This window comes from Sphingomonas sp. (genome assembly GCF_036402235.1).
Lineage (GTDB): Bacteria > Pseudomonadota > Alphaproteobacteria > Sphingomonadales > Sphingomonadaceae > Sphingomonas.
In genome coordinates, this window is the sequence record NZ_DASWTG010000008.1 from 151,598 (window position 1) to 168,157 (window position 16,560).

22 protein-coding genes are annotated in these 16,560 nt (G+C 67.9%); 10 read left to right on the plus strand and 12 right to left on the minus strand.

Annotated elements, in window-relative coordinates:
• The first annotated feature begins 42 nt into the window (after nucleotides 1–42).
• Both panC and VGD28_RS01435 read left to right on the plus strand, forming a co-directional pair.
• Nucleotides 43–882: a pantoate--beta-alanine ligase gene (gene panC / locus VGD28_RS01430; RefSeq protein WP_331026602.1), complete on the plus strand. Its 840-nt coding sequence runs from the start codon at nucleotides 43–45 to the stop codon at nucleotides 880–882.
• 77 nt (nucleotides 883–959) lie between these two features.
• Nucleotides 960–1,256: a hypothetical protein gene (locus VGD28_RS01435; RefSeq protein ID WP_331026548.1), complete on the plus strand. Its 297-nt coding sequence runs from the start codon at nucleotides 960–962 to the stop codon at nucleotides 1,254–1,256.
• A gap of 1 nt (nucleotide 1,257) precedes the next feature.
• Here the strand turns inward: VGD28_RS01435 and topA are convergent, their stop codons facing one another.
• Entirely contained in the window at nucleotides 1,258–3,780 is a 2,523-nt protein-coding gene (gene topA, locus VGD28_RS01440) for a type I DNA topoisomerase (RefSeq protein ID WP_331026549.1), read from the minus strand.
• A 146-nt stretch (nucleotides 3,781–3,926) separates the two neighbouring features.
• On the opposite strand from topA, the gene VGD28_RS01445 reads away from it, so the two are divergent.
• Nucleotides 3,927–4,355: a hemerythrin domain-containing protein gene (locus VGD28_RS01445; RefSeq protein ID WP_331026550.1), complete on the plus strand. Its 429-nt coding sequence runs from the start codon at nucleotides 3,927–3,929 to the stop codon at nucleotides 4,353–4,355.
• Nucleotides 4,356–4,362: 7 nt separating this feature from the next.
• On the opposite strand, the gene VGD28_RS01450 is transcribed toward VGD28_RS01445, so the two are convergent.
• From VGD28_RS01450 to plsY, 3 genes are read right to left on the minus strand one after another with little or no spacing between them, the layout of a single operon-like run.
• A complete protein-coding gene (locus tag VGD28_RS01450) occupies nucleotides 4,363–5,055 on the minus strand; it encodes a hypothetical protein (RefSeq protein WP_331026551.1) in 693 nt (230 codons plus the stop codon).
• On the minus strand, nucleotides 5,048–6,133 hold the full coding sequence (dprA, locus tag VGD28_RS01455) for a DNA-processing protein DprA (RefSeq protein WP_331026552.1): 1,086 nt from the start codon (nucleotides 6,131–6,133) through the stop codon (nucleotides 5,048–5,050). Before dprA ends, VGD28_RS01450 begins: the two co-directional genes overlap by 8 nt.
• Nucleotides 6,126–6,692: a glycerol-3-phosphate 1-O-acyltransferase PlsY gene (gene plsY / locus VGD28_RS01460; protein WP_414714451.1), complete on the minus strand. Its 567-nt coding sequence runs from the start codon at nucleotides 6,690–6,692 to the stop codon at nucleotides 6,126–6,128. Before plsY ends, dprA begins: the two co-directional genes overlap by 8 nt.
• Before the next feature lie 116 nt (nucleotides 6,693–6,808).
• Between plsY and murI the strand changes: the two genes are divergently transcribed.
• Together murI and VGD28_RS01470 are read left to right on the plus strand one after the other, a co-directional pair.
• A complete protein-coding gene (murI, locus tag VGD28_RS01465; protein WP_331026553.1) occupies nucleotides 6,809–7,606 on the plus strand; it encodes a glutamate racemase in 798 nt (265 codons plus the stop codon).
• Nucleotides 7,603–9,312, plus strand: a complete 1,710-nt coding sequence (locus VGD28_RS01470; protein WP_331026554.1) for a hypothetical protein — start codon at nucleotides 7,603–7,605, stop codon at nucleotides 9,310–9,312. The genes murI and VGD28_RS01470 overlap by 4 nt, the downstream gene beginning before the upstream one ends.
• Here VGD28_RS01470 and VGD28_RS01475 read toward each other — a convergent pair.
• Nucleotides 9,309–9,476 (minus strand): hypothetical protein, encoded by a 168-nt coding sequence (locus tag VGD28_RS01475; RefSeq protein WP_331026555.1) that lies wholly within the window; start codon nucleotides 9,474–9,476, stop codon nucleotides 9,309–9,311. The two genes, VGD28_RS01470 and VGD28_RS01475, sit on opposite strands and share 4 nt — an antisense overlap.
• 219 nt (nucleotides 9,477–9,695) lie before the next feature.
• Between VGD28_RS01475 and hemA the strand changes: the two genes are divergently transcribed.
• The 3 genes from hemA (at nucleotide 9,696) to VGD28_RS01490 (ending at nucleotide 11,613) form a co-directional block, all read left to right on the plus strand.
• On the plus strand, nucleotides 9,696–10,937 hold the full coding sequence (hemA, locus tag VGD28_RS01480; protein ID WP_331026556.1) for a 5-aminolevulinate synthase: 1,242 nt from the start codon (nucleotides 9,696–9,698) through the stop codon (nucleotides 10,935–10,937).
• A 73-nt stretch (nucleotides 10,938–11,010) separates the two neighbouring features.
• The gene (locus tag VGD28_RS01485) at nucleotides 11,011–11,280 is read left to right on the plus strand and encodes a hypothetical protein (RefSeq protein ID WP_331026557.1); all 270 of its coding nucleotides are present in this window, start codon (nucleotides 11,011–11,013) and stop codon (nucleotides 11,278–11,280) included.
• A 105-nt stretch (nucleotides 11,281–11,385) separates the two neighbouring features.
• Nucleotides 11,386–11,613, plus strand: coding sequence for a DUF2061 domain-containing protein (locus VGD28_RS01490; RefSeq protein ID WP_331026558.1), 228 nt, complete (start codon nucleotides 11,386–11,388; stop codon nucleotides 11,611–11,613).
• A gap of 1 nt (nucleotide 11,614) precedes the next feature.
• Here VGD28_RS01490 and VGD28_RS01495 read toward each other — a convergent pair whose 3' ends face one another.
• A complete protein-coding gene (locus VGD28_RS01495; protein WP_331026604.1) occupies nucleotides 11,615–11,932 on the minus strand; it encodes an antibiotic biosynthesis monooxygenase family protein in 318 nt (105 codons plus the stop codon).
• A gap of 101 nt (nucleotides 11,933–12,033) precedes the next feature.
• Here VGD28_RS01495 and VGD28_RS01500 point away from each other — a divergent pair, with 101 nt between their 5' ends.
• Nucleotides 12,034–12,591, plus strand: coding sequence for a hypothetical protein (locus VGD28_RS01500; protein WP_331026559.1), 558 nt, complete (start codon nucleotides 12,034–12,036; stop codon nucleotides 12,589–12,591).
• A 15-nt stretch (nucleotides 12,592–12,606) separates the two neighbouring features.
• On the opposite strand, the gene VGD28_RS01505 is transcribed toward VGD28_RS01500, so the two are convergent.
• The 6 genes from VGD28_RS01505 to arr form a co-directional block, all read right to left on the minus strand.
• Nucleotides 12,607–13,290, minus strand: coding sequence for a DUF4189 domain-containing protein (locus VGD28_RS01505; protein WP_331026560.1), 684 nt, complete (start codon nucleotides 13,288–13,290; stop codon nucleotides 12,607–12,609).
• On the minus strand, nucleotides 13,287–14,033 hold the full coding sequence (locus VGD28_RS01510) for a phosphatase PAP2 family protein (protein WP_331026561.1): 747 nt from the start codon (nucleotides 14,031–14,033) through the stop codon (nucleotides 13,287–13,289). Before VGD28_RS01510 ends, VGD28_RS01505 begins: the two co-directional genes overlap by 4 nt.
• A complete protein-coding gene (locus VGD28_RS01515; RefSeq protein ID WP_331026562.1) occupies nucleotides 14,030–14,635 on the minus strand; it encodes a DUF6445 family protein in 606 nt (201 codons plus the stop codon). The genes VGD28_RS01510 and VGD28_RS01515 overlap by 4 nt, the downstream gene beginning before the upstream one ends.
• Before the next feature lie 114 nt (nucleotides 14,636–14,749).
• On the minus strand, nucleotides 14,750–14,896 hold the full coding sequence (locus VGD28_RS01520; RefSeq protein WP_331026563.1) for a hypothetical protein: 147 nt from the start codon (nucleotides 14,894–14,896) through the stop codon (nucleotides 14,750–14,752).
• Between the two features lie 196 nt (nucleotides 14,897–15,092).
• Nucleotides 15,093–15,509, minus strand: coding sequence for a VOC family protein (locus VGD28_RS01525; RefSeq protein ID WP_331026564.1), 417 nt, complete (start codon nucleotides 15,507–15,509; stop codon nucleotides 15,093–15,095).
• 5 nt (nucleotides 15,510–15,514) lie between these two features.
• Nucleotides 15,515–15,925, minus strand: a complete 411-nt coding sequence (gene arr, locus VGD28_RS01530) for an NAD(+)--rifampin ADP-ribosyltransferase (RefSeq protein ID WP_331026565.1) — start codon at nucleotides 15,923–15,925, stop codon at nucleotides 15,515–15,517.
• A gap of 171 nt (nucleotides 15,926–16,096) precedes the next feature.
• Between arr and VGD28_RS01535 the strand changes: the two genes are divergently transcribed.
• A complete protein-coding gene (locus VGD28_RS01535) occupies nucleotides 16,097–16,519 on the plus strand; it encodes a hypothetical protein (protein ID WP_331026566.1) in 423 nt (140 codons plus the stop codon).
• Nucleotides 16,520–16,560 lie beyond the last annotated feature (41 nt).

The following is a 16,560-nucleotide window of genomic DNA, read 5'->3' on the forward strand; positions in this document are numbered from 1 at the left end:
ATAGAAGGCCGCGCTTCCGTCCATATCCAAGGCCTCATGCGCGTGCAAACCGTCCGTCAGCTCCCCGAACTTCGCGATGCCATTTCGGGATTCCGTGCTGCCGGCGAGCGGATCGCGTTCGTGCCGACGATGGGCGCGCTGCACGCCGGGCATATGGCGCTGGTGGCGGAGGCGAAGCTGGCCGCCGACCGCGTCGTCGTATCGATCTTCGTCAATCCCAAGCAGTTCGGGCCGAACGAGGATCTCGCCAAATATCCGCGCAAGGAGCAGGCCGACTCGCGATTGCTGAACGATGCCGGGATAGACTTGCTGTGGCTGCCTCCCGTCGAGGTCATGTATCCGGAAGGTCATTCGACCAACATCGCCGTCTCGGGTGTGAGCGCGCCGCTCGACGGCGCCGCCCGGCCCGGGCATTTCGACGGGGTTGCGACGGTGGTCGCCAAATTGTTCAACCAGGTGAAGCCCGACATCGCATTGTTCGGCGAGAAGGATTTCCAGCAGCTTGCGGTGATCCGCAGGATGGTCGCCGATCTCGATTTCGACATCGATGTGCGCGGCGTGCCGACTCAGCGCGACGATGACGGCCTCGCCTTGTCGTCGCGCAATGTCTACCTCATGCCCGAGGATCGCGCCGCAGCGGTCGCGCTGCCGCGCGCGCTGGGCGTCGCGGCGAAGGCGATCGAGAAGGGCGACGACCCGGAAACCGCGCTCGCCGCCGCTCGCGCATCGCTCGAAGCGGCCGGATTCGAGGTCGACTATGTCGAGCTGGCGGATGCCGAAACGCTGGGTGCGCCCGTCGCTGGAAAGCCGCGCCGACTGCTCGCCGCCGCCCGCATCGGCGGCACGCGGCTGATCGACAACATCGCGGTCGAGGCGGCGTAAACGTCGTTAACGCTTTGGTTACCATGAATGCCGCACGCTGCGTCCATGAGGATGCAGATCAAAAGTGGGGCATTATCATGGGCAACAGTCTTAAGAGCGCACAGTTCCTGATCGACAGCCGGCTGGCCGATGCGGCGCGGGGAAACGCCGACGCGGCCTATGAGCTCGGCATGGTCTATTCGAGCGGCGCGGCCGGCATCGACGTGAACCTGATCGAGGCGCACAAATGGTTCAACATCGCCGCGCTCAAGGGTAGCGCCCACGCGCCGTACATGCGCGCCGAAGTGGCCGAGGACATGAGTGCGCGCGAGATCATCGAAGCGCAGAAGCAGGCCCGCTCCTGGCTTCAGATGACCACGCTGCGCGCGGCCTGAGCTACTTCTTCTTTGCGGGCGCTTTCTTCACCGCTGCCTTCTTGGCCGGCGCCTTGCGGCCCTTCTTCTTCACCGGCCCGGCGGCTGCCTTGGCGTCGATCAGCTGCACCGCCTCGTCGAGCGTCAACGCGGCCTGATCGACCGATTTAGGCAGGGTCGCATTGGTCGTGCCGTCGGTGAGATAGGGGCCGAAGCGCCCTTCCATCAGCTTGATCTCCGCGCCCGATACCGGGTGCGCGCCAAAGACCTTGATTGGCTCGCGGCTGGCACTGCGCGCGCGGCCGCCGCCATTCGCCGCCTCAGCAAGCTTGACCACCGCGGCGTTCATGCCGGTCTCGAACACCTCGGCGGTCGAGGACAGACGCGCATATTTGCCGTCATGCGCCAGATAGGGGCCGTAGCGGCCGATCGAGGCGGTGATCGGCTTGCCCGTCTCGGGGTGATCGCCGATCGTACGCGGCAGATTGAGCAGCTTCACCGCCCAGTCGAGATCGAATTCGGGAATATCCTTGGGGATCGAGGCGCGCGCCGCCTCCTTGCCCTCCCCGCGCTGGATATACGGCCCGAACCGCCCCGAGCGGCGCGTGATGTCCTCGCCCGTCACCGGATCCTGCCCGATCACCTCCGGGCCTGCATCGCCGCCATTCTCCCCGCCCGGCTGGCCGAAGCGGCGGGTGAACTTGCACTCCGGATAGTTGGAGCAGGCGACGAACGCGCCGAACTTGCCGCCGCGCAGCGCAAGACGCCCCTCGCCGCACGCCGGGCACAGCCGCGGATCGCTGCCGTCGCCCTTGTCGGGGAAAAGATAGGGTTCGAGGAACTTGTCGAGCGCTTCGGTCACCTCGCTCGGCTTGCGCTCCATCACCTCGTCGGTGCGCGGGCGGAAATCCTTCCAGAAGGCGTCGAGCACCGCCTGCCAGCCGGCGCGGCCGCCCGATACGTCGTCCAGCTCCTCCTCGAGCCCGGCGGTGAAATCGTAATTGACGTATTTCTCGAAGAAGCGCTCGAGGAACGCGGTCAGCAGCCGCCCGCTCTCCTCGGCGAAGAAGCGGTTCTTCTCGACGCGGACATAGGCGCGGTCCTTGAGCACCTGGATGATCGAGGCGTAGGTCGAGGGACGGCCGATGCCCAATTCCTCCATCCTTTTCACCAGCGAGGCCTCGGAGAAGCGCGGCGGCGGCTGGGTGAAATGCTGCTCGGCGTCGACACCCTTCTTGGCCGGCGTGTCGCCCTGGCGGATCACCGGAAGGCGGCGTGAATCTTCATCACCCTCGTCATCACGCCCCTCCTCGTAGAGCGCGAGATAGCCGGGGAAGATCACCACCTGGCCGGTAGCGCGCAGCGCGTCCTGCCCGGTCTGCTCCTCCAACTCGACCGTGGTGCGCTCCATCCGCGCCGACGACATCTGGCTCGCCAGGGCGCGCTTCCAGATCAGCTCGTAGAGCTTGGCATGGTCGCCGCCGCCGGCCTTGTCGCGGCTGAAATCGGTCGGGCGGATCGCCTCATGCGCTTCCTGCGCGTTCTTGGCCTTGGTCTGGTACTGGCGCGGCTTGTCGGGGATGTAGCTCGGCTGATAGCGGCTCACGATCGCCTTGCGCGCCGCGTCGATGGCGCTGGCGTCCATCTGCACGCCGTCGGTGCGCATATAGGTGATCGCGCCGTCCTCGTAGAGCGCCTGCGCGATGCGCATCGTGTGGCTCGCCGAGAAGCCGAGCTTGCGCGCCGCCTCCTGCTGCAGAGTCGAGGTGGTGAAGGGCGGCGGCGGGTTGCGCATCGCCGGCTTGGTCTCGACCGACGCGACGGTGAAGCGGCCCTGCTCGACCGCGGCCTTGGCGCGCTTCGCCGTGCGTTCGTCGCCGATCGACAGCCGATCGAGCTTCCTGCCCTCGAAGCGCACCAGCCGCGCGTCGAATGCGGTGCCGTCATGCTCGAGATGCGCGGTGACGCTCCAATATTCCTGCGCTTTGAACAGCTCGATCTCGCGCTCGCGCTCGACGATCAGGCGCAACGCGACCGACTGGACGCGGCCCGCCGACTTGGCGCCCGGGAGCTTGCGCCACAGCACCGGCGAAAGCGTGAAGCCGACGAGGTAGTCGAGCGCGCGGCGCGCACGATAGGCGTCGATCAGGTCGGTATCGAGCTGGCGCGGATGCGCCATCGCTTCGAGGATCGCAGGCTTGGTGATCGCATTGAAGGTGACGCGCTCGACCTCAGCAGGCAGCGCCTTCTTCTTCGCCAGCAGTTCCTGGACGTGCCAGCTGATCGCCTCGCCCTCGCGATCGGGGTCGGTGGCGAGGATCAGCCGGTCGGCCTTCTTTGCCTCGTCGGTGATCGCCTTCAGCTGCTTCGCCTTGTCGGCATAGGTCTCCCAATCCATCGCGAAGCCCTCGTCCGGCTTCACCGACCCGTCCTTGGGCGGCAGGTCGCGGACATGGCCATAGGAGGCGAGGACCCGATAGTCCTTGCCCAGATACTTCTCGATGGTTTTCGCCTTGGCAGGCGATTCGACGATGACGAGCTGCATGGGGTTCCGATAAAGGCTTCGCGTATACGCGCGAGGATGGGAAGCCGGGCCGCCGGGCGTCAAGAGGGAGCGTGGGGATGCCGTGCCCGGCTTCTTAACCCATTCCGGTCACGCGCTGGTCGGATTCCCACGCTAGGTAAGGTCGGATGCTGTCGTTCCAGGACCTCATGCACGACCATAGCGCAATCTTCGCGGCCGTGCGGGCGATCATGCAGGAGGTCGAGGGCGACGCCGGGCCCGCAACGCTTTCCGCGAGCCTCGGACATCTCGATTCGCTGCTGACCCCACATCTCGCGATCGAGGACAAGCAGATCTACCCCTTGCTCCTTGCGGGCAACGATTCCGGGCAGCGCATCATGGCGGAGGAAGCGATCAACGCCTACGCCTCGCTCGCTGACGACTGGAGCGCCTTCGCTGCTGCGTGGGATGAACGCGCGATCGCCGCCGATCGCTCCGGCTTCGCGGCCGGCCTGCGGACACTGCTCGATACGCTCCAGCGCCGGGTGCGTGCCGAGAATGAGATCCTCTACCCGATGGCGCTGCGCGCGGCGCATATCCGGCTGCGTGCGGCCTAGCTGCGAATCAGGCGAAGATGTCTTCGTCGCGATGGAGCTCCGGCGCGGTGAGCTGGTAAGCGGCACCGTTCACCGCCCAGGTCGCTACCGCAACCGCACCGAACAACAGATTGCTGATCAGCGCGACCTCGAATGAGGTGTCCTCCACGTTCACCGTGCCCCACTCATTGTAGATCACGACCAGCGCGAGGCCGAGCGCGGAGAGCAGCGGCACCACGAGGATCGCCTGAACCAGCAGCAGCGGCCACCAGCTTGCCCGGGTCCGCCGCCAGCTGAGGACGAGGCTCATGACCACGCCCTCGCGCTCGGAGATCGCAACACCCGCCGCAGCGGACAATCGCCCGGCAAGGTAGAAACCGGGGACGAGGAGCAGCAGCGACGCGGCGCTCCCGGCGCCCCAGGCGAGGACGTGGACGATCACCGCAACCAGCGGCACGAGCAGCCGGCGCCCACCGCTCCGCGCAGGCATCAGCGCGCGCTGCAGGAGAAGGTACTGGAGCAGCCCGCCGAGCACCGCGAAGGCGATGCTCGTCAACAGCCACTCCTCCCAGGCCGTCCACTCCTGCATGTCCCACCAGGTGCCGAGTGCGACATAGGGAATCGCCGCCGCCGCGAAAGCAACGGGGTGGGCGCCGATCAGCATCGACGCGCCCGCGAGGATCGCGGCAAGATCGAGCCGCACCGCTCCCGCCTCAGCCAAGGCTGATCCGTCCGCCCGCGTGCCGCTCCAGCCGGCCGGCCAGCTCGAGTTCCAGCAGCACCAGCTGCACCGATGCCGGCGGCAATCCCGCCTGACGGATCAGCTCGTCGACCGGCACCGGCACCGGACCCAGCAACCCCTCGATTCGGCGGCGTTGGGCATCGTCCGGCTCGGCCGCTGGCTCGCTTTCATAGCTGCCGGCCGGCGCGCGCACCGCCCGCGCATCGATCGGGCGGATCGCCTCGAGAATATCCTCGATCGTCTGCACCAGGGTCGCGCCCTCGCGGATCAGCAGGTTGCAGCCTTGCGCGCGCGGGTCGAGCGGCGAGCCGGGCACCGCCATCACCTCGCGCCCCGCCTCGGCGGCGATGCGCGCGGTGATCAGCGAGCCCGAGCGCGGCGCCGCTTCGACCACCACCGTCCCTTGCGCAAGCCCGGCGATGATGCGGTTGCGCGACGGGAAATGGCGCGCAAGCGGCTCGGCGCCTGGCGGCTGCTCGGCGATCAGCAGGCCTTCGACCGCCACCCGCTCCTGCAGGTCGCGATTCTCGGGCGGGAAGGCGATGTCGATCCCGCTCGCGATCACCCCCACCGTTCCACCGCCGATCGATCCCTGGTGCACCGCGGTGTCGATCCCGCGTGCCAGGCCCGAGACCACCGTCGCTCCGGCCTCTGCCAGGCCTTGCGCGAGCTGGCGGGCAAAGCGGCACGCCGCGGCCGAAGCGTTGCGCGCGCCGACCATTGCGACGCAGGACCGGTGCGCGAGATCAACGTCGCCGCGCACGATCAGCGCCGGCGGCGCCGTCTCCAGCTCGGCGAGCAGCGGCGGATAGGCTGGATCGCCCAGAAACAGATGCCGGGCGCCCAGCTTCGCCGCCACCGCCATCTCGCGCCGCGCCGCGCCGGCATCGGCGATCGCGGGCGCGCTCCCGCCGCCCCGCAGCGCGAGCGCCGGCAGTGCGTCGAGCGCCGCCTCGGCACTGCCGAAGCGGGCGAGCAGCTGGCGGTAGGTGACCGGGCCGATGCGCGGCGAGCGGATCAGCCGGAGGCGGGCGACGTCGCGCTCGCCTTCACCCATTCTTTCGCCCGATACGCGGTTCGGTCCCGGCGAGCAGCCGCTCGATATTCTCGCGATGCTTCCACAGCACCACCAGCGCGAGGCCGAGCAGCAACGGCACGATATCGAAGCGCCCGAACCAGGCGGCGCTCACCGGCGCGCTGATTGCCGCGAGCATCCCCGCGACCGAGGAGATGCGGAGCCCGGCCAGCAATCCGATCCAGACCGCAGCATATACCGCGCCCGAGGGCCAGTGCAGCGCGAGGACGATGCCCATCAGCGTCGCGACGCCCTTGCCGCCCCTGAACTTGAGCCAAACCGGATAGCAATGACCGAAGAATGCGCCCGCAGCCGCGACCACGCCATTGCCCGGCCACAGCGCCTGGGCGATCCACACCGCCGCCGCGCCCTTGAGCAGGTCGAGCAGCAAGGTCGCCGCCGCCAGCCCCTTGCGGCCGGTGCGCAGCACGTTCGTCGCGCCGATGTTCCCGGATCCGATCGTGCGCAGGTCGCCCGCGCCCGCGGCGCGCGTCAGCAGCACCCCGAACGGGATCGAGCCGAGCAGATAGCCCAGCAGCAGCGCCAAGGTCGGCGTTCCCCAGAGAATTTCGGTCGTCAGCGTGCGTCCCCTTGCTTGCGTCGAAGCTAGGTCCTTCGATAAGCGGGCGCAACAATCTGAATCAGGCGATCGCGCATATGGCCGACCTGCGGCCCCTTCTCTTCTTCGACTCGGGCGTGGGCGGCCTTTCGGTGCTTGCGCCCGCCCGTGCGCTTCTGCCTCACGCGCCCTTGGTCTACGCCGCGGACAGCGCGGGCTTTCCTTACGGCACGAAGAGCGAGGCGGAGATCGCCGCACGCGTGCCGGCGCTGCTCGGGCGGCTCGCCGAGCGTTACCGCCCGCGGCTGATCGTGATCGCCTGCAACACCGCCTCGACCATCGCACTCGCGCATGTCCGCGCGGCGCTCGACGTTCCGATCGTCGGCACCGTTCCCGCGATCAAGCCTGCCGCCGCCCTATCCAGGACCCGGGTGATCGGCGTGCTTGGCACCGAGGCGACGGTGCGCCAGCCCTATGTCGACGATCTCGCCACGCGGTTCGCGACCGATTGCACCGTCATTCGCCATGGCAGCGCCGAGCTGGTCGAGCTTGCCGAGGCGAAGCTGCACGGCGCAGTGACCGATCCCGCGCGCTTCCGCGCCGTGCTCGACGGGCTGTTCGCCCAGCCCCGGGGCGAGCGAATCGACGTGATCGTCAACGCCTGCACCCATTTCCCGCTGGTCGAGGCGGAGCTGGCCGCCGCCGCCCCGCATCCCGTTGCCTTCGTCGATGGCGGCCCCGGCATCGCGCGGCGAATCGCGCATCTGACCCGGGATCAGGACTGGCCCGACGCGCCGTCGCCCGGCATCGCCGCGTTCACCCGCCTCGACGATGACGCGTACCGGCTCGCGCCCGCGCTCGCCAGCTATGGGCTGGAACGGATCGAGGCACTTTGACCGCCCGTACGTCTGGCCGCAGCGAATGGCCCTGGGCGCTGCTGGTCTGGCTGGCGGCGATGCTGATCGCTTTGCGCGAGCCGATATGGAGCGGTTTCGACCTCGGGTTCGGCGACCGCGCCGACGCGATCATCGAGATCAGCCTGCTCGAGCATTGGCGCAACGTCCTCACCGGCCATGCGGTGTGGAACGCGCCCATCTACTTCCACCCGCACCCCGGCACGCTCGGCTATAATGACGGCTATTTCCTCTACGGCCTCGTCTATTCCCTCTGGCGGATCTGGTTCGACCCGTTTCTGTCGGACACGCTGAACGCGGCGACCTTCAAGACCATCGGCTTCTTCGCATGCCTGTGGCTGGTGCAGCGGACGCTGGGATGGCAGGCGCCGGTCGCATTGCTGGTCGCCACGCTCTTCACCATCGCCAACGGCATGGCGCTACAGGCGGTTCATGCCCAACTCCAGACGATCGCGCTGTTCCCGCTGGCGATGATCCTCGCGATCGCGGCCTTCCGGGCCGAGACCGCTGGGCGGCAGTGGCGCGCGCGGCTTGCCGCGGGCGGCCTCTGCCTGCTGACCGGCGCGTGGCTGCTGACGGCATTCTACACCGCATGGTTCGCGATCTGGTTCGGCTGCATGTTCGTGCTGTGCTGGCTGGTGCGGACGGGCGACTGGCGGCCCGCCAGGCTCACAGCCCTGTTGCGCCCATATCTGACGACACTGATCTGGGGAGTCGCGGCCTTCGGCCTCGCCGTCATCCCGTTCCTGCTCGTCTACCTGCCCAAGGTCGGCGAGACCGGCGGGCACGATTACATGATCAGCTATCTCACCAGCCCGATCGATCCGGTCAATCTGGGGCCAGGCAATCTGATCTGGGGGTGGGCCTTCACCCAGCTCGATGCGATCGCGCCGCTGATCTATGGGCCGGATCCGCGCGTCGCCAATCGCTTGTTCAGGGGCGAGCATCAGACGGGGTTCGCCTTCGCGCTGTTCACGCTGTTCGTCATCGCCGCCTGGCGGACGCTGCGTGGACGCGCCGTCGCCGGCGACGACGCCGCGTCGCGCACCTTCGCCTGGACCGTCGTGGTCACCTGGCTGCTGACACTCAAGCTGTGGGTGATCTCGCCCTGGATCGCGGTCCATTATCTGGTGCCGGGGGCGAGCGGCATTCGAGTCGTCGTCCGCTACCAGCTGGTCCTGATCCTGCCCGTACTTCTCGTCACGGCGGGCGCGTTCCGGCACCGGCTTGCGGACCTCCTCGCCCGCAACCGGATCGGTGCAGCCGCGCTGATCGGCTTCCTGCTGGCGGAGCAGATCAACCTCATGCCGGTCGCCGAGCTGAGCCGGATGCGTCAGCGCGCCGACCTGCTCGCCATCGCACCGCCGCCAGCGGATTGCGCCGCCTTCTACGCCGTCACGACGCGTACCGCTGAAGTGCCCGCGACCAATCCCAGCAGCCCGATCTACCAGCGATCGGAGAATGCGGGGAAATACCTCCACAATGTCGATTCGATGCTGCTCGCCCAGCTATGGCGTGTTCCGGCGCTGGGCGGTTACTCGACCTTCCAGCCGCGCGACTGGGTGTTCGCCGATCCGCTCAAGTCCGATTACGATGCCCGGGTGCGCCGCTATATCGCCGCGCACGGGCTGACCGGCGTGTGCCGGCTGGACGTGCGCGACGCCAGCCCCTGGTCGCGAATCGGCTAGGCTGCCTCGGGCGTCGCCGACGGCGCCATCGCGCGCACCCGCTCGGCATAGCGCTCGGCCATGTCGAGATGCGCGCACCGCGCAGTCTGGTCCTGCGCGCGCTCGGCCGAGGCGCGCTCGTCAGCCTCGCGCTGCCTGAAATAGGCGTAGTCGTTGCGTTCCATGTCCGTCTCCCTCGATCCAAGCGGGAGTGCGATGGTCTCTCAGCCGCAGAAATGCTCGGAGTCCCGGTTCTGCGGTGCTATCCTCATAGCATGAAACGCTCTTCGAGTCCTGATCGAGGATAGGATGACGCGGATTCGATCGCCTCGATCACGCTTATGCAAACAATCGCGCTGCGCCGTGCTGGCCTTCGCCTCGCGAAACCGCTATCGGGGCCGGCCATGAGCACCGATACGACTCCGCGCGCCGTGGATTATTCGCGCGTCTTCACCCAGGCGATCGACCGGCTGCACGCCGAAGGGCGCTATCGCGTGTTCATCGATATCCTGCGCAACAAGGGCATGTTCCCCAATGCGCGCTGCTTCCACGGCCATAACGGGCCGAAGCCGATCACCGTATGGTGCTCGAACGACTATCTCGCGATGGGCCAGCATCCCAAGGTGATCGCGGCGATGGAGGAGGCGCTGCACGATGTCGGCGCCGGCTCCGGCGGCACGCGCAACATCGGCGGCAACACCCATTACCATGTCGATCTGGAGGCCGAGCTTGCCGACCTGCACGGCAAGCAGGGCGCGCTGCTGTTCACCAGCGGCTATGTCTCGAACGAGGCGACGCTCTCGACGCTCGCCAAGGTGCTGCCCGGCTGCATCGTCTATTCGGACGAATTGAACCACGCCTCGATGATCGCAGGCATCCGCAATTCGGGCTGCGAGAAGCGCGTCTGGCGGCACAACGACCTCGCGCATCTCGAGGAGCTTCTCGCGGCCGACGACCCCGCGGCGCCCAAGCTGATCGCGTTCGAGAGCGTCTATTCGATGGACGGCGACGTCGCGCCGATCCACGCGATCTGCGACCTGGCCGACAAGTACAATGCGCTCACCTATCTCGACGAGGTCCATGCCGTCGGCATGTATGGCCCGCGCGGCGGCGGGATTTCGGAGCGCGACGAGGCCGCGTCGCGGCTGACGATCATCGAAGGCACGCTGGGCAAGGCGTTCGGCGTGATGGGTGGCTATATCGCCGCGGACCAGACGATCATCGACGTGATCCGCTCTTACGCGCCGGGCTTCATCTTCACCACGTCGCTGTCGCCGGTGCTGGTCGCGGGCGCGCTGGCGTCGGTGCGTCACCTCAAGGGATCGAGCGCGGAGCGCGACGGGCAACAGGCCGCCGCCGCGCAGCTCAAGGCGATGTTCGCCGACGCCGGGCTGCCGGTGATGGACACCGCGACCCATATCGTGCCGCTGATGGTGGGCGATCCGGTCAAGGCCAAGCGGATCAGCGACATCCTGCTCGCCGAATATGGCGTCTACGTCCAGCCGATCAACTATCCGACCGTGCCGCGCGGCACCGAGCGGCTGCGCTTCACCCCTGGCCCGTCGCATGACGAGGCGATGATGCGCGAACTGACCAAGGCACTGGCGGAGATCTGGGAACGGCTGGAGCTGCGCGCCGCGGCCTGAACGGTGGCGGGGATGGAACCCCTGTCCCGCCCGTTCATTCTTGCCTCTTGCAACCAACAGGAGGCGTAATCGCATGAAATCCATTCTGAAGGCGACGATCGCGGGCGCCGGTCTAGTGGCGCTGGCCGCATGCGGCGGGAATGCCGACGACAAGGCCGCGCAGAATGTCGAGGCTGCGGCGGAGAACCAGGCCGACGCGCTGGAGGACCTCGCCGACAACACCACCAACGAGACGCTCGAGGATTCGCTCGAGGCGCAGGCCGACAATGTCGAGGACGCGGGCGAGGCCAAGGCCGACGCGATCGACGATGCCGACGATGCGCGCCTGGAGAACAAGCGCTGAGGCGCGATTGATCGACCAGCGCGATTACTCAAGCCGTATCTTCGCGTTACAGATCGATCCACTGACGCACTAGATGGGCGGTTCCGATACGAAGAGGAGCCGCCCATGCCACGCGACCTGCTGAAAACGCTGACCTATCTCGCGGTGCATCTCACCGTGGGCTTCACGGTGGCCTATGCCTTCACCGGCTCCCTGACGCTGGCCGGCGGCATCGCACTGATCGAGCCGTGCATCAATGCCCTCGCCTTCTTCTTCCACGAGAAAGCGTGGAAGCGCGCCGAGCAGCGCGCGGCGATCGATCCCTTCGTGCGATCGGCGGTCGCGCACAGCTGAGCTAACCTGCGCGGTCGAGCAGGTCGTCGGTGACCTCCATGAGCAGCAGCGGCCCGTGTGCGGTATCGGCGATCGCGTCAATGAAGGCAGCGCGGGTCTCGGGATCGTCATAGACCATCTTGGCATCGAAGGCGGCCTGCCAGGTCGAGCGGTCGGGCCATTCGGCGACACCGATGAAGCGCCCCTGATCGTCGCGGTGCAGCCGCGAGCCGAGTGAGCCGTATTTCGCCTGGATGAGCGCGGTGCCGCGGCGCCAGGCAGCGCGAAACTGCTCCTCCTTGCCCGGATGCACCTTCCACCAATAGGCGGCGACGAACATGGCCATTCTCCCTCGCCAGTGAAGCGTTTCGCCGCCGCGAAGGTTGCGCTGCCGCCGCGTCCGGCGCAGGATGGACACCGGTTACCAAGAGGAGAGCAACCATGCGCCGCGCCGTCCCCGCCCTGATCCTCGCTGCCGCGATCGGAGCCTGCTCGCCGGGCGCCGAAACGGCGGACAATGCTGCCGCCACCGCCGACAATGGCGTGCTCGCCGCGGGGCCCGAGACGGTGATCAGCAATGTCACGCAGGCCGAGCTACCTGCCGGGCTCGCCGCGCTGGCCGAAGCCACGGTGCCGGGGATGACGATCGCCGAGGCCGAGCGCAAGGAGCGCGAGGGACGCATCTATTACGACGTCGAGGGCGCTCGGCCCGACGGCAGCGACGTCGAGATCGACGTGCTGCAGGGTCCCGACGGCAAGCTGACCGCGGTGGAGGTGCAGCGCGACATCGACTGGGCCGCCGCGCCCGCGCAGGTGCGCGCCGCCGCCGCGGCGAAGAAGGACGCCTTCGTCCCCGAGCGGGTGATCGAGAGCCGCCAGGTCGACAGCGGCGCGACGATCTACGAGCTGTTCGCGCCCGGCCGCAAGGACGAGCCCGCGATGGAGGTGCGCTGGCAGAACGGCAAAGCCGAGGTGCTGGGCGAGCGCTGGGCGCACTGACCCGGCCCCGTACGGCTATTTTCCGCCGCGCAGATCGGCGATCACCTCGGCGGTGAGGCGCGCCTTGACCTGATCGACCTCCTCGTCCGAAGGCAGGTTGCTCGCGCCGGCGTGGAAGACATCGTCCCCATAGAGATAGCCGCTGCACAAGGGGATGCGCCACAGGCTGCACTGGCCGGCAGCGGGATGGCCCTTGATGCACGACCCGAGTGCCGCGCGCGCGGCGAGGCGCGGGGTGTTGCCGATTCCCTTATAGACCTGCTTGCCGGGCGCGATGGCGATCGCCTGGCAGGAATCGGCAAAGGTGCCGATCGACACGCATTTATTGCCCGTCTGCCTCTCGCAATGCCCCAGCGCGGCGCGCTCGGCATCGGCGGCGGTGTAGAATTTGTTCGCGGAGTAGAGCGCGGTCTTGCCGCTGTCGGTGACGTGGATGCCATAGAGCGGCGGCATCTCGATCCGCGGCGACATGCGGATCTGCGGATTGGAGACCGCGGGCAGCTGGCGGCCGCGCGGGGCGGCCGACGGCCCCTGCTGCTGCGGGATATGGATGCAGCCGCCGCCGGGCCCCGGCATCGTGCCCGGCCCGCACGCCCCGTTCGGCATTGAGGGCGCGGTCTGCTGCGCGGTGGCAGCGTAGAGGCCGGTCGCCGAAACAGCGAGGCCGGCAAGAAGCATCGCTGCGATCCTGTAGCTCATGCACCCTCTCCCTTGATCTGTGCCCCCGTCCGCAGCCAGCTGCCCAGCGCCCACCAGGCCAGCGCCCAGAGCGTGCCGAAGCTCCAGCCCGCCAGCACGTCGCTGGGCCAGTGGACGCCGAGATAGACGCGGCTCACCCCGATCGCGGCGACCAGCAGCAGCGTGGCGGCGAGCAGGAACCAGCGCGCGGCGCGGTGCGGGATCACCTGCATGCTGACCAGCGCGACCGTCAGATAGATGATCGCGCTGTTGGCGGCATGGCCGCTGGGGAAGCTCGCCGAGCCGACCTCGACCAGATGATCGACCAGCGCCGGGCGCTCGCGCCCCACCAGATTCTTGGCCAGCGCGACCGCGATCGAGCCGGTGACGGTGCCCGCGAAGACGAGCGCGGCGGCGAGCAGGTGGCGGCTCGCGGCGAGGAAGCCGATGGTGAGCGCGGCGGCAAGGGTGAGCACCGTCTCGCCGCCCAGCGCCGTGACGTCGATCATCGCCTGCTTGAGCCATAACGGCCCCGCCGGAACGGCCGGATTTCCCGCCTGCCGCAGCCACAGCATGATGCCGCTGTCGAACGCGAAACGGTCTCCCCCGGCGATCGTGCGGCCGAGGATCGCGAGCACCAGCACCGCCCCCGCCAGCGCCGCCATCGCGATGAAGATGAAGGGCGGATGGCGGACATCGGGCGCGCTCTGGTCCGGCGTGACCGGCGCCTCGGCGAGCCCGGCAAGGGAGAGCGGCTCGGTCATGCGCGCGCGAAGAACATGAGATAGACGAGCCGGCCGTCGTCCGGCCCGGTGCCGAAGCCCGCGGCGCTGTTGTGGAACATCCACGGGCTGAACAGGATCAGCCGGTTGAAGCGCATCGGGGCGGTGAAGCTCCTCTCCCACGCCGAAGGCTTCAGCGTGTCGCGGTTGATCACGTCCGCCACCAGCGCATCGCCGGTCGGATAGCCTGCGGCGACGACGCCGTCGAGCGTGGCCGGAACGCGCTCCAGTCCGGTGCGGCGATGGCGGTAGAAATCGGTGCCGCCGCGGCAATGCTCAGGCAGGCTGAGATAGAGGATCCCCGACCAGGCCGCGGGATCGCAATGCACGCCGCTCTGCCCCCGATCGCCGCGCAGGGTGAGGCGGCAATGGCCGTGGAGCGTGCCAGGGGCGCCGGCGAGCTTCATCCCCGCGACGCGCGATACCGCTTCGTCGAGGCCCGGGATCGGCAGCGGGCGGGCGGAGGTGATGCCGGGGAAGTTCGCGCCTGAATCCTTGCCGTCATAACCGAGCGCCAGCGCCCGGCGCCGCAGCTCGAGCGGGTTGGCGAGGAAATCGTCGATCATCGCGAAGGAGGGGGTCATGCCACCGGTCTGGCAAAGCTGCGCACGGCGGACAAGGGCGGCGTGCAGGCTGAAGAAGCTGACGCGGATGCAGGGATTTCCGGGCGACGAATCGGACTCGATGGCAGGCGCCCGTCAGTGATGCTTGAAATACTGGATTTCGCGTTCGTGCTTCTGCGCCGCTTCGCGCGTGGCGAAGGTCCCGAGATTGCGGCGCCGGCCGGTCTTCGGGTCCTTGTTGCGCGAATAGATGCGGTAGCCGGATTTGAGCTTACGGATCATGCCGCGACAACGCACGAGCGGGCGGAGGGATGCGGGCCAACTGGCCGATCCGCGCTAGCGCGGGGTGCGCGTGGCCTACCGCTATCCCGAGCTGCTCGCCGGCGCGCACGCGCTGCAACATTTCGCGCTGCTGCTCGATCAGCGATCGAAGTGCGCGCGCTGTGCCCGGCGCTGGGCCGCCAGGCGCGCGGCCGAATCAGGCCGCGCCGGGGTGGCCGGGGGCGAACTCGATCAGGTCCCAGCGGTTGCCGTAGAGATCGAGGAACACCGCGACCTTGCCATAGGGCTGGACCGCGGGCGGGCGCGCCCATTCGACCCCGGCGGCGGTGTAGGCAGTGAAATCGCGGTCGAAATCGTCGGTGGCGAGGAACAGGAAGACGCGCCCGCCCGCCTGATCGCCGACGACGAGCTGCTGCTCCGCCGTCGCGGCGCGCGCAAGAAGGATGGTGGCGGCGTCGCCCGATGCGCCGGGCGGGCGAATCGTCACCCACCTCTTGTCCTGCTCGGGCTGGCATGAATCCTCGACCAGCTCGAACCCCAGCTTGCCGACATAGAAGGCAAGCGCTTCTTCATAGTCGCGAACGACGAGGGCAACATGGGCGAGATGGGGCATGGGGATCAATCGATGATGTGGTCGCGACCTTCGGCGGCGAGGCGGGCAAGGCCATCCTTCATCGCCTGAAGCTGCTCGGGCGAATGGCCTTCCCACCGTTCGACCTCACCGACGATGCGCAGCGGATCGCGCGAGCGATAGGATTTGGTCGGGTTGCCGGGGAATTTCTGGTCGGTGAGGTTGGGGTCGTCCTCGAACGCGCCGTTCGGCTCGACGATGTAGATGCGCTCGCGCCCCTCGCCTTTCGCCAGCTCGCAGCCCCAGATCGCGGCGTCGAGGGTGGACGAGAAGTAGATCCAGGACAGCTTCTGCGCGCGGTAGTTCGAATCGAAGCCTGGGGTGAGCAGGTCGCCGGGGCGCAGATCGGCACGGGTGCCGTGATAGTAAGGCGGGGTGGCGTCCTTGGCATAGGTCATGGCGTTGCTCTCCTGCAGGGACCGGACGACGGAGCGGGACCGCGATTGCCGTAGCGCGGCGGATATGGGGTGCGAAAGCATAGAGATGCCGCTTTCCCCTTGCATATCATGATGAGACATTGTGTCACTGGCAGACGAGGTCGTCCGCAGCACGGCAGGGGAGAAAGCGCGATGTTCAACGATCTGCCCGATATGCTGCTGCGCCACCGCCGCGGGGTGGGGCTGGCGGCGATCGCGCTCGCCGCGGCGACCTGGACGATCGACCTGACCGGGCTGGTCTATGCCTGCCCCTATTGCCGCGTGCAGCGCACCGTGATCGGGCTGCTCGGGCTGCTGTTGCTGTTGCCCGATCCAGCGCACTGGCTGGTGCGCTACCTCTCAGCGGTCCTCGCGGTGTTCGGCCTCTCGGTCGGGGCGACGCAGCATTTCCGCGGCTGGGCCAGGATCATGAAGGGCGAGTTCAGCTGGGGCGAGCAATGGTATGTCAACGCATGGGCATTGTCGGGCTTTGCACTGTTCATCATCACCGGGCTGTTGCTGCTGATCTGGCGATGGAAGCGGCCGATTGCGGCGGTGGAAATAGCGGCCGGCTGATTCCGGCGGAACGGCCAGCGCATTAATCACTCCACAAGGCA

Coding starts and splice junctions, on each gene's coding strand:
- VGD28_RS01535 (WP_331026566.1), top strand. CDS start 16,097: ATGTTCAACGATCTGCCCGATATGCTGCTGCGCCACCGCCGCGGGGTG.
- VGD28_RS01510 (WP_331026561.1), bottom strand. CDS start 14,033: ATGACCGAGCCGCTCTCCCTTGCCGGGCTCGCCGAGGCGCCGGTCACG.
- VGD28_RS01525 (WP_331026564.1), bottom strand. CDS start 15,509: ATGCCCCATCTCGCCCATGTTGCCCTCGTCGTTCGCGACTATGAAGAA.
- VGD28_RS01505 (WP_331026560.1), bottom strand. CDS start 13,290: ATGAGCTACAGGATCGCAGCGATGCTTCTTGCCGGCCTCGCTGTTTCG.
- VGD28_RS01520 (WP_331026563.1), bottom strand. CDS start 14,896: ATGATCCGTAAGCTCAAATCCGGCTACCGCATCTATTCGCGCAACAAG.
- hemA (WP_331026556.1), top strand. CDS start 9,696: ATGAGCACCGATACGACTCCGCGCGCCGTGGATTATTCGCGCGTCTTC.
- VGD28_RS01490 (WP_331026558.1), top strand. CDS start 11,386: ATGCCACGCGACCTGCTGAAAACGCTGACCTATCTCGCGGTGCATCTC.
- VGD28_RS01485 (WP_331026557.1), top strand. CDS start 11,011: ATGAAATCCATTCTGAAGGCGACGATCGCGGGCGCCGGTCTAGTGGCG.
- VGD28_RS01495 (WP_331026604.1), bottom strand. CDS start 11,932: ATGTTCGTCGCCGCCTATTGGTGGAAGGTGCATCCGGGCAAGGAGGAG.
- VGD28_RS01515 (WP_331026562.1), bottom strand. CDS start 14,635: ATGACCCCCTCCTTCGCGATGATCGACGATTTCCTCGCCAACCCGCTC.
- arr (WP_331026565.1), bottom strand. CDS start 15,925: ATGACCTATGCCAAGGACGCCACCCCGCCTTACTATCACGGCACCCGT.
- VGD28_RS01445 (WP_331026550.1), top strand. CDS start 3,927: ATGCTGTCGTTCCAGGACCTCATGCACGACCATAGCGCAATCTTCGCG.
- VGD28_RS01500 (WP_331026559.1), top strand. CDS start 12,034: ATGCGCCGCGCCGTCCCCGCCCTGATCCTCGCTGCCGCGATCGGAGCC.
- VGD28_RS01435 (WP_331026548.1), top strand. CDS start 960: ATGGGCAACAGTCTTAAGAGCGCACAGTTCCTGATCGACAGCCGGCTG.
- dprA (WP_331026552.1), bottom strand. CDS start 6,133: ATGGGTGAAGGCGAGCGCGACGTCGCCCGCCTCCGGCTGATCCGCTCG.
- VGD28_RS01475 (WP_331026555.1), bottom strand. CDS start 9,476: ATGGAACGCAACGACTACGCCTATTTCAGGCAGCGCGAGGCTGACGAG.
- murI (WP_331026553.1), top strand. CDS start 6,809: ATGGCCGACCTGCGGCCCCTTCTCTTCTTCGACTCGGGCGTGGGCGGC.
- topA (WP_331026549.1), bottom strand. CDS start 3,780: ATGCAGCTCGTCATCGTCGAATCGCCTGCCAAGGCGAAAACCATCGAG.